Genomic DNA, 11,413 nt, shown 5'->3' on the forward strand with positions numbered 1-11,413 from the left:
AATTTTATCCATGCTCCTTGCCTCTTTTCTCATTCTTTTGACCAACTAATTGATGTACATCGTCATTCTCTCCTACTACCCATACCACATCCCCTTCCTCAAAAGGCACATTCACATCAGGAGTCATTAAAGTATCTCCGGCTCTTTCCATTCCTACAATCAAACAACGATATTTTTCCCGTATGCCCGAATTGCGAAGCTTCACTCCCACAAAAGCAGAATCAGCATCAACAACAAATTGCTTCAGCGTCATAGTACTCTTCTCTACTACATCATCTTCGAGCAATGCAACATTTTGCATCTCTTGCGCTAAGAGGTTCAACTGTTCATCTGTTCCTATCACCTGAATTTTGTCCATTGGGAAAAGCCTCACATCCGGACCGGGAATATTAATTCGGCGCTTTCCTCGAAGAATAGAAACCACATGCACATCATATCTTCTACCCAGATTGAGCTCAAGCAACGTTTGCCCTGCCCAGATAGATGCTCCGGGAATTTCAAAATCCGTCAAGTGCAAATCACGAGTTAAAAGTCTTCCTGCGTAAGCCGGCTTCTTCTCACCCAAATATTCAGCCTGTTCATCTCGATATCGCAGGTTCTGAAAAAATCGTCGTTCAATAAGTATAGAGTGTCTTTTCAATCGGCGAGAGTAGACCATCGACATTACAACCAATATTGCTACACCAAAGGCAATTCCAATGGATGCTTCAAATAAATCAGCAATAATGAACATCACAAATGACACCGCCACAACACTTCGAAAAACGATCGTAGAAACCAGCGGACCACGATTTATTCGGCTATCATTCCATAAAGAGACAAATTCTTTCGAATGGTTTTTCTTCACTACAATAGCTCGCAAGAAAGGAGAGAGACACAATATAATAAAGACAGATCCAAGCATTGCCGCCCAAAAATGAGGAAGATTAGCTTCAAAAAGAGGCAGTACAAACTTCAAAGACAAGGCTATAACTGCTACACACAAAACGGAATAAGCAACGGTAATCCGCAATAAAGCAAGAAGTAGTTTTTTCCACAAGTTCTCATAATTCATTGTAGTCTCACTTCCCCGACAATAGCGTGCCAAGAATCGTTTCCAAGAGCCAGGTAACTTGTTGTCCACAAAATTGGATGCCGGTTCCGCAAAACGAATCATATAGGGAGTGAAAAAGGTCGTTATTACCGAAACAGCCACCACGATAGGATAGAGAAAATCACTCGTCACACGTAAAGAGACACCCAGTGAAGCAATGATAAAAGCAAATTCACCAATCTGAGTTAGACTAAATCCACATTGCATCGCTGTCTTCAACGGCTGTCCGGCCAACAGCACTCCGAAAGTCCCGAAAAAGGACTGTCCCAGAACCACTATCAGCGTAATCACCAAAATAGGTATGGCGTATTCTACAATCATACTCGGATCGACCATCATCCCTACGGAGACGAAAAAGATTGCACCAAATAAATCCTTTACAGGTTTTACCAAACGGCTAATAGATTCTGCCTCCACCGTTTCAGCCAGTATAGAGCCCATTATGAATGCACCAAAAGCGGCCGAAAAGCCTGTTTTCGCAGCAAGCACTACCATACCAAAACAAAGAGCCAAAGAGACGATAAGCAATGTTTCTTCATTCATCAACTTGCGCACACGCTTCAAGAATAAGGGTATCAGGTAAATTCCAACAATAAACCATAAGATCAAGAAAAAGACAAGTTTGCTTACGCTCTCAAACATTTCAGTTCCCTCAAAGTTACTTTTGGCAGCCAAAGTAGAAAGCATAACCATCAATACAATAGCCAGTACATCCTCAATAATCAAGATACTAAGCACCAATCCGGCAAATTTTTTCTTGCCTAATCCCATGTCATCAAAAGCTTTATAGATAATAGTAGTAGAAGACATGGCAATCATACCACCCAGAAACAAGCAGTCCATTCGTCCCCAACCAAAAAACATTCCTACACCAATCCCAAGCAAAATCATGCAGAAGATAATCGTACAAGCAGCTATTATAGCAGTCCCTCCCACTCTCATTATCTTTTTAAAACTGAATTCCAGTCCCAGAGCAAACAGCAAGAAGATTACTCCTATATCAGCCCACGTCTGTATGTTTGCTGTATCCATAACTGAAGCAGTGAAAGCAATATGTGGACTGGCTAGGAAACCAGCCATCACGTATCCCAACACCAAAGGTTGTTTGAGCTTCTTAAACAATAAAGTCATTATGCCGGCACAAGCAAGGATCAAGGCTAGGTCGGCTATCAGGGTTGGTAGATGTGACATTTAAGTATACTTTTATTGCTACAAAATTACACTTAAATCAGCAATAGAAAGGAAGAAAAAGACAATTTTATATCCTTAACAATAAAAAAGTTCCCGTTTGCCACAATTAAGCAGAAGACGGGAACATATTTCTATCCAAGAATATTCTACTTTCTAAAGGGTGGCTTTACAACCATTGCCTTCAATTTACGCCCACGTACATCAATAAATAGTTCTGCACCAAGAGCCGAATATTCAGGCTTTACATAGCCCATACCGATGCCTATCTTGCGAATGGGCGACATGGTACCGGATGTAACCACTCCTATCTTTTCTCCTGACAATGCAAACAATTCATAATCCTGACGAGGAATACCCCTGTCTATCATCTCAAAACCAACGAGTTTACGAGTCACTCCTTCAGTTTTTTGTTTTTCGAGTGCAATGCGATTAGTGAAGTTTTTACCCTCCACAAATTTCGTAATCCATCCCAGTCCGGCTTCAATCGGCGAAGTTGTATCGTCCAAATCGTGCCCATAAAGGCAGAAACCCATTTCCAATCGAAGCGTATCACGCGCACCAAGTCCCACCGGTTTTATTCCAAACTCAGCACCAGCCTCAAACACGGCCTTCCAAATCTTATCAGCTACATCGGGATAGAAATAAAGTTCAAAACCTCCCGCTCCGGTATAACCTGTATTCGAGATAATGACCTCTTTCACACCAGCCACTTCACCCACAGCAAATGTGTAATAAGGAATATCAGCCAAATTTATATTCGTAAGCTTCTGCAAAGCCAGTATTGCTTTGGGACCCTGCACAGCAAGTTGAGCCATATTATCGGATGCATTCTCAAGCACTGCACCTTCCATATTATGCGACACACACCATTGCCAATCTTTATCTATATTAGCAGCATTCACGACCAACAGATACTTCTCGGCTTCGTAGTGATACACCAGTAGATCATCTACAATTCCGCCTTCTTCATTGGGAAAACAAGTGTACTGTATCTTCCCCGGACTGAGTACAGCAACATTATTCGATGTTATCTTTTGAAGAAAAGTCAATGCTTTAGGCCCTTTAACCCAGAATTCACCCATGTGAGATACGTCGAAGACACCCACCCCATTACAAACAGTAAGGTGTTCGTCGATAATACCGGAATATTCAATAGGCATATTATAGCCAGCAAACTCATGCATCTTTGCACCAAGAGCAACATGTTTCCCTGTAAATGGAGTTTCTTTCATCTTATTAAGTTTTAGGTTATTTACTAGCAACTAGCTCGGCTATTTTCACAATCACTTTCATTGCTTTCTCCATATTCTGAATAGGCACAAACTCGTAACGTCCGTGGAAATTCAGTCCACCGGCAAAAATATTGGGGCAAGGAAGTCCTTTGAATGAAAGTTGCGCACCATCTGTGCCACCACGAATAGGTTTCACGTTCGGCTTCACTCCTACAGCTTCCATCGCAGCAAATGCCACATCAATGATATGCATCACCGGTTCTATCTTCTCGCGCATATTATAATATTGGTCACGCAGCTCCAATGTAGCTGTACCTTCCCCAAATTCAGCATTGATTTTAGCAACCCACCGAGCCATCTCAATCTTACGGTTCTCAAACTTATCACGACTATGATCACGAACAATGTAACTCAATGTACTTTGTTCCACATCCCCCTGCATACCCACGAGGTGATAAAAGCCTTCATAATCCTGAGTCTCTTGAGGTGTTTCCTGACTTGGGAGCATCGAGATAAACTTCCCGGCGATGAGCATGGAATTAATCATCTTGTTCTTGGCATAACCCGGATGCACGTTGCGTCCCTTGAATGTCACTTTGGCAGCCGCTGCATTGAAATTCTCAAATTCCAGTTCACCAACATCTCCGCCATCCATGGTATAACCCCATTCGCAGCCAAACTTTTCGACATCAAATTTATGTGCCCCTTCGCCAATCTCCTCATCAGGATTAAAACCGATGCGGATTCTACCATGCTTAATCTCCGGATGCTCCATCAGATAGGCCATTGCCGAAACTATTTCAGCCAGACCCGCTTTATCATCAGCACCAAGTAACGTTTTCCCGTTTGTCACAATCAGATCTTCTCCTTTGTGCTCTAATAATTCAGGAAACTGAGTCGGAGAAAGCACCACTTTATCTTCTGCACAAAGCACAATATCCGTCCCATCGTAATTCTCTACAATGCGAGGAGAAACATCCTTTCCACTCATATCGGGGCTGGTATCCATGTGTGATATGAAACCAATCGTAGGAACTTCTTTATCTATATTTGCCGGAAGCGTGGCAAAAAGGTAGCCATGTTCATCCAGCGTTATCTCTTCAAGGCCCAAAGATTCTAATTCAGCCTTGAGATAATTAGCAAAAACCATTTGTCCGGGTGTACTGGGAGTAAGCTTAGTAAGCTCACTAGCTTGTGTATCAAAACTCACGTACTTTAAAAAACGTTCTGTCAGATTCATCATACTATTTTTCTTTTTGATTTATTTTTGGAGTATATTATTGTCGGTAAAGATAAATAAAGAGCGATGAACTTCAAAAGAATTTCATCGCTCTTTATAGAGAAACAGTGCTATGTAAGTTTTATTAATAAAAACAGCCCCTCCCAGAAGATATCTGAAAGGGGCAGGCAATTCTCTCTCAAAAAAATCAGCCTCTGTTTATTTCCATTTTTTCATCTCTTTCTTGTCCGCTGCCGTAGCTTCAATCAAACTCAAAGCAAAGCCACCACTACGAGCCAATTGCGTCGAAATCTTCGTTTTGGCATTTACCAGACCTTTCTTTATCTGATAGGAGGTAGGATTCGTATCATAGTCGGCATCCTTACCGTCAGCATAAAGTGTAGCTACATACTGCTTATCCGCATCAAGGAAATCAAGCTTAACAGTAGCCGTACGTGGATTCTCGTCGGTAATGCCACCAACAAACCAACTGCTACTCCCTTTTGCCTTACGAGCCACAGTGATATAATCACCCGGTTCGGCTTCCAGATATTTGCTATCATCCCAATCTACTGCTACATCTTTTATAAAACGAAAAGCATCCAAGTGGCGCTCGTAACTTTCGGGTAAGTCAGCAGCCATCTGCAACGGACTATACATAGTAACGTACAGCGCCAATTGCTTAGCCAAAGTAGTGTGTACAAAGCTATGCTTACCATCACCCAAAAAAGTTAGCTTTGTGTCAAATATACCCGGAGTATAATCCATCGGGCCACCAATCAGACGGGTAAAGGGAAGCAAAGTTGTATGGAAGGGTTTGCTACCCCCAAAAGCTTCGTATTCAGTACCACGAGCCGATTCGTTGCCAATCATGTTAGGGTAGGTACGACAAAGTCCGGTAGGGCGAACAGCCTCGTGTGCATTTACTACAATCTTATAATCGGCAGCCTTCTTAATCGCATATAGATAATGATTGTTCATCCATTGGCCATAATGATGCTCACCACGAGGAAGGATATCGCCCACATAGCCGCTCTTCACAGCATTATATCCATTATCCACCATAAACTGATAAGCTTTATCCATGTGGCGTTCATAATTGCGAACAGAAGAAGAAGTTTCATGATGCATCATCAAACGCACACCTTTGTTGTTGGCATAACCTTGCAGCATCTTCACATTGAAGTCTGGATAAGGCGTAACGAAGTCGAATACATAATCTTTGGAATGACCGAACCAATCTTCCCAGCCTTGATTCCAACCTTCCACTAATACCTGATCGAACCCATGTTCAGCCGCAAAGTCAATATAACGTTTCACATTGGCGTTATTCGCCCCATGTCGTCCGTTCGGTTTTGTTTTCGTATAATCCGTTTCACCAAGTTTTACAGAAAGCAGATCATCCGTATAAGCCCATGAGCTTTTACCCGTAATCATCTCCCACCACACACCGATATATTTCACCGGTTTTATCCACGACGTATCTTCCAACTTGCAAGGCTCATTCAAGTTCAAGGTCAGTTTGGAAGCTAAGATATCGCGTGCATCATCACTCACCAACACTGTGCGCCAAGGCGACTGACAAGGAGTTTGCATATATCCTTTATCTCCTTTGGCATCAGGAGTCAACCATGATTCAAAGATCAGGTTCTTATCATCCAAATTAAGATTCATGCAAGAATAATCCACCAACGCAGCCTCATGCAGATTAATATAGAGACCATCGGCACTCTTCATCATCAAAGCTGTTTGCACCCCTGTAGGAGAAAACTGAGACTGAGAAGCATTCTCTGTTATGGCACCTTTCATCAATCCACGAATTTCGGTGAGCTTAGACTCCGTATAATCATACTCTTGTGTATCATAATCACCCGGAATCCAGAATGCAGTATGATCACCATTCATAGCAAACTGTGTATGCTCTTCCTTTATCACAAAATAATTCAGATTCTTCTGTGCAGGAAACTCATAACGGAAGCCCAATCCCTCATCAAAAAGACGAAAGCGAATCACGATATCTCTGCTCTGCGCCTGTTGATTCAGCGTTACAGCCAGCTCCTTATAATGATTACGGATCTGCTTCACTTCGCCCCACACAGGCGTCCACGTCTCATCAAAAGTCGAAGTTTTCGCATCGGTTAGCGCAAAACCGTTCATCAACCCCTGCTCGTTCTTCAGCTCCAGCCCCAGCTTAGAAGGTTTAATCACCACCTTGTTTTTATAAGACAGTTCATAGCTAGGCTCTCCCTTCGACGAAAGCGAGAAGTTCAGTTTCAAAAGTCCGTTGGGTGAAGTAATGCTCTCGGCTGTTGCCGCCATGCTTAGCAGTAAGGACAGTAACAGGCAGGCCATCTTTGCAGATAATCGCTTGATATTCTTCATAATACAATTTAATTGGTAATAATAACACAAAGATAGCAACGATATACATAATGAAACAAAACACCCAAATAAAAGCCTAGACTTTTCTATGAAAACGATTGCATGATTTGTTACTGATACATGCTACCTATAACCTGTGAGGTATATACCTCTTCCACGTTCGGGTAATCCGTTTTATACTGTTCTGTGAGATCTTCTGCTAATTGATAAGTCCTAAATTCAACTGATCGGGCAACCGCCCCTGTAGACTTATACTCCAGAAAAAGAAGCGCACGATTCAAACCTTTATAATGCAAAGTATATGTATCATAGGAGAAATTTTGCCCGTCACGCTCTTTATAAATCGTTTTTTTCTCAAAAGTGCCCTCTATCGGCTCCTTCCCATACGTCTCAGGATAAATATAAACCAGATTTTTAGGCGGATTCAAATCTTCTGCGCTCGAACTCGAGTTTACTTTGCCGGTATATACAAATTTGTAACCACCACCCACTTTTACGGGAATTGTCGCAAGAGCTTTTTCTTTCAATTCTTTTTGTTCGCCTACTGTCATATTATCACCAACGACAGTTGCATCCAATTTTGCCACAACAATGTTCATAGAGTAATAACCGATATGTATCTTCAGAACACAAGAGTGCCCCGATTGATCGGTAATCGTAACAGTAGCATCACCTACATTTAATGCCTCAAATAAGACATAGTTACTATGAGTCATCTCCGCCTTTACTAAAGGCGACTCGGTAGAAAAAGAATAATTACCATCTCCTCCTACAATGGTAACACCACCTTTTGCTCCATAATACAGTTCAAGTGAATTATTCTCCACATCGTGTAAAGCTAATGGTTCTTCTGTGTCTTTGTCGCACGACGTCAAACTGAAAGTAGAAAATAGGACGAGCAAAGTCCATGCTAAAGTTTTAAACTTCATATCTATTTTATTTACAATTATAGCCTAATTATTATAGGTTATACATTATTTAGTAAGTTACATGAATTTTACTTAAATCATAAAAATTAGTTGGCCAAAGATATACAATTTTCTCTGATTCATTGGTATTTAAAAAGATGTTAATGCTTATTTCATGAGGTATTTTATCTAAATAGAGAAAAAAATCAGCAATCATTAACAATTAAGAAGCCCTATTTTAGAAATAATGGCTATATTTGTCGCATCAAGGTTCCAAACCGGACATCAGTTTCCGGAGAGGATTAATAGGGAATGCCGTGAAAATCGGCGACAATACCCGTTGCTGTGAGTTCCTACTCTCTTACAAACAGAGAGTAAAAAGGGGTCAACATTCTTTGCCACTGTTTTATATAAAATGGGAAGGCGTTGAACCGGAACAAGTCAGAAGACCTGCCTCGATTATAATACGATTTGCGCCACGGGATTATGGGCAGAGTCAAATAGAATCATAGCTCATATCCGACTTTTGCAGTCCTATTTTTCCATTTGTTCTATTTCATTATTCCATAACGCATATACTTTTAATTGTTTAATTAAAATTTATGTCTTATGAAGAAGCTTTTCTATTTTCGTTTAATGGCTACTACGGTAGCACTAACTTCGCTAATTGCATCATGTAGCAATGAAGATGACGGATTCTACAATGGCCTCAACGGGCCAAGTGCAACCACTCGCACCGCTATAAGCGGAGATACCATTATCATTGATTTTGAAAATGAGGCTAACACCATTCTGGCAGGCCCCACTTCTTATGGAGAAAACTTGTATTCCAGTTACTCCGGTACAAAATTTATATCATGGAATGAAGCAACATCCGGCTTTACCTGTAAAATTAATCTCCTTAATGGGTCAAAAGATTATTATAATGGTGGCATTGCCATTTCTAATTGGAATATCATGTCAAACCCTGTGGGTAAAACAGGCGATTGGTGGTACTCATATTTAAATCAATGCAGCGTTTATAACACCTCATCATCAGATGGTAGCAATCAAGGTGCCGGTTATGGTGGTTCCAACAATTTTGGTGTAATGTATGGATACAGCGACGCATACAACGCTTCTTACATGTCCAACCCTGATTTTTATTTTGCTGCCGGAGTTGAATATACAGTGAAAAAGATGTATATCTGCAACTCTTCCTACCTATATGGAGTAATGAAGTACGGAAACCAGTTCGGTATATCTGGATCTGCCGTTTCTTTAGAACAGGCTAAAGGATATTTCAAAGTACTGGCTTATGGTTTTGATGGTAATGGCAACGCAACCAACAATGGACAACCCGTAGAAAAATACCTGGCTGATTACCGCGACGATACCTCTACTCCTACTTCCATTTCTACCAATTGGTCGGCATGGGACCTTTCCGCTTTGGGAAGCGTTAACAAAGTACAGTTTAACTTTGTAGGTTCCGACAGCGGAACATATGGGTTGAATACTCCGGCCTACCTATGCATTGACAATATACACATTTATTAACTATTAATCTAAAGAAGGATATTGTAATCACAATATCCTTCTCTTTCTTCATTTTATGATAAACAAAAACTTTATTGGGGTATTGTACCTTATCCTTTTCATCTTTGTATCGTGTAATAGAGATGATGTTATTGAGAAAGAGATTGCTCAAAAGCCTGTAATAACATTAGATAGCGAAACGGGAGTCTACGCAACTAAGATAGGTAAGACGGTAACTATTGTTCCAAGTGTAGAATACAAACAAAATGCCATTTATTCGTGGATTATTGACGGAAAATTAGTCAGCACAGAACCGACCTACAGTGCAATGTGGACTACAGAAGGAGAAGTATACATCACTTTCCGTGTAGAAACATTGGTTGGGACAGCAGAAGAAGAATTACGTGTGGATGTGAGTAATCTAGCCCCTCCTGTTATATCTATGACTTTGCCATCGCAAGGTCTGAAGGTTTTATCCGGCACAGATTATGTTTTTACTCCTGATATTCAAAATCAGGATGAAGACAATTTTGAATGCCAATGGATTCGCAACGGTGAGGTAGTTGGTACCGGCATCACTTATACATTCAATGAATCTCAACTTGGAAGTTATCCTATTACAATCAAAGCTAGTAATGTGGATGGAGAAACGACTAAAGAACTTACCGTAGAGGTCGTTGAAACAATGCCTTATAAAGCTACTTTTGAAACACCTTCCTATTTTCAAACATCAACAAATAGAAACACATTTCTGGGACGTCCTATTTTTCTAAGCCCTACTCTTGAATATTTTGACAATCCACAATACACGTGGAGTGTAGACGGAAAGGTTATAGAAAGCGAAACAAATTCCACGTATAAGTTCACTCCAGCAACAGCAGGAGATTATACAGTAAAAGTCAATGTGACAGAAAGTCTAAGAACCAAGTCAGCACTAACAAGAAACATCACACGTGCTGCGACTTCGATCTCGACTGAAGTCGTGGTGCACTGTTTTGATAATGAACAAATGGATAATTTCCGTTCTACCACTACATCTAGCTCTAGAGTACAAAGCAAGGTATATGAATACACTCCGGCTCCCGGTCAATTTATAAATGAACTGCAGACTGCGGGATTCACAGGAAATGAAACAACTCAGGCAAGCGCTATTGCGTATGCAACCAAAAGGTTAAGCAACAAGTATTATGTTTCCTTGGGTGGTTTCGGAGGATATCTTATCGTAGGATTTGATCATAGCGTACCAAAGGCTACTAATACCTATGATTTTTCAATACAAGGAAATGCCTTCGACGGTAGTTCTGAACCTGGTATAATCTGGGTTATGCAGGATATAAATAAAAACGGCTTGCCTGATGATGAATGGTATGAGCTCAAAGGGAGCGAAACAGGAAAAGAAAGGACGACACAAGATTACAGTGTGACCTATTATCGGCCTTCTGGTAAGGGAATGAGTGTGCAATGGACAGATTCAAAAGGAACAACTGGCAAAATTGATTATCTGCAAGAATATCATGCACAAGACTATTATTATCCGCAATGGATCAAGGAAGATAGTTATACTCTTCGAGGAACTTGTTTGGAAGCTAACAACAAACTGGTTGGTAATATTTGGAAAAACCTATCTTACGACTGGGGCTATGCTGATAATTACGGAACAGATCGCCTTGCCGGAAACACAGTGGACGGAAGCGGACAGCAGAATGGTTTCAAAATATCCAATGCCATCTATCGTGACGGTAGTTCCATCGACTTAAAATATATAGACTTTATCAAGGTTCAGGTTGGAGCTAATACTAAAAGCGGTCCTATTGGTGAACTCTCTACCGAAGTATTTTCTTTTTATGACTTATCAATAACTAATCAACAATAA

The 11,413-nt window shown here is 40.8% G+C and carries 7 protein-coding genes and 1 riboswitch; of the genes, 2 read left to right on the forward strand and 5 right to left on the reverse strand.

All coding sequences use genetic code 11. The features are described 5' to 3' along the window. Positions 1-4: 4 nt before the first annotated feature. The 5 genes from BQ5338_RS04605 to BQ5338_RS04625 form a co-directional block, all read right to left on the reverse strand. Entirely contained in the window at positions 5-2,284 is a 2,280-nt protein-coding gene (locus BQ5338_RS04605; RefSeq protein WP_071145610.1) for a monovalent cation:proton antiporter family protein, read from the reverse strand. Positions 2,285-2,430: 146 nt separating this feature from the next. Then, complete coding sequence (gene gcvT / locus BQ5338_RS04610; RefSeq protein ID WP_071145611.1) at positions 2,431-3,516, reverse strand: glycine cleavage system aminomethyltransferase GcvT; 1,086 nt, start codon at positions 3,514-3,516, stop codon at positions 2,431-2,433. Positions 3,517-3,532: 16 nt separating this feature from the next. Then, positions 3,533-4,756 (reverse strand): peptidase T, encoded by a 1,224-nt coding sequence (gene pepT / locus BQ5338_RS04615; protein WP_071145879.1) that lies wholly within the window; start codon positions 4,754-4,756, stop codon positions 3,533-3,535. A 198-nt stretch (positions 4,757-4,954) separates the two neighbouring features. Then, positions 4,955-7,117 carry a glycoside hydrolase family 97 protein gene (locus BQ5338_RS04620; protein ID WP_071145612.1) on the reverse strand — a complete coding sequence of 721 codons (2,163 nt, stop codon included), beginning with the start codon at positions 7,115-7,117 and terminating at the stop codon, positions 4,955-4,957. A gap of 110 nt (positions 7,118-7,227) precedes the next feature. Then, on the reverse strand, positions 7,228-8,046 hold the full coding sequence (locus BQ5338_RS04625; RefSeq protein WP_139265177.1) for a hypothetical protein: 819 nt from the start codon (positions 8,044-8,046) through the stop codon (positions 7,228-7,230). Positions 8,047-8,276: 230 nt separating this feature from the next. After that, a riboswitch (cobalamin riboswitch) is annotated at positions 8,277-8,497 on the forward strand. A gap of 137 nt (positions 8,498-8,634) precedes the next feature. Here BQ5338_RS04625 and BQ5338_RS04630 point away from each other — a divergent pair. Together BQ5338_RS04630 and BQ5338_RS04635 are read left to right on the forward strand one after the other, a co-directional pair. Further along, positions 8,635-9,561: a DUF4465 domain-containing protein gene (locus BQ5338_RS04630; protein WP_071145614.1), complete on the forward strand. Its 927-nt coding sequence runs from the start codon at positions 8,635-8,637 to the stop codon at positions 9,559-9,561. Positions 9,562-9,616: 55 nt separating this feature from the next. Beyond that, positions 9,617-11,413, forward strand: a complete 1,797-nt coding sequence (locus BQ5338_RS04635; protein WP_071145615.1) for a PKD-like domain-containing protein — start codon at positions 9,617-9,619, stop codon at positions 11,411-11,413.

Origin of the sequence: Bacteroides ihuae, from assembly GCF_900104585.1 — a bacterium.
Taxonomy (GTDB): Bacteria; Bacteroidota; Bacteroidia; order Bacteroidales; family Bacteroidaceae; genus Bacteroides; species Bacteroides ihuae.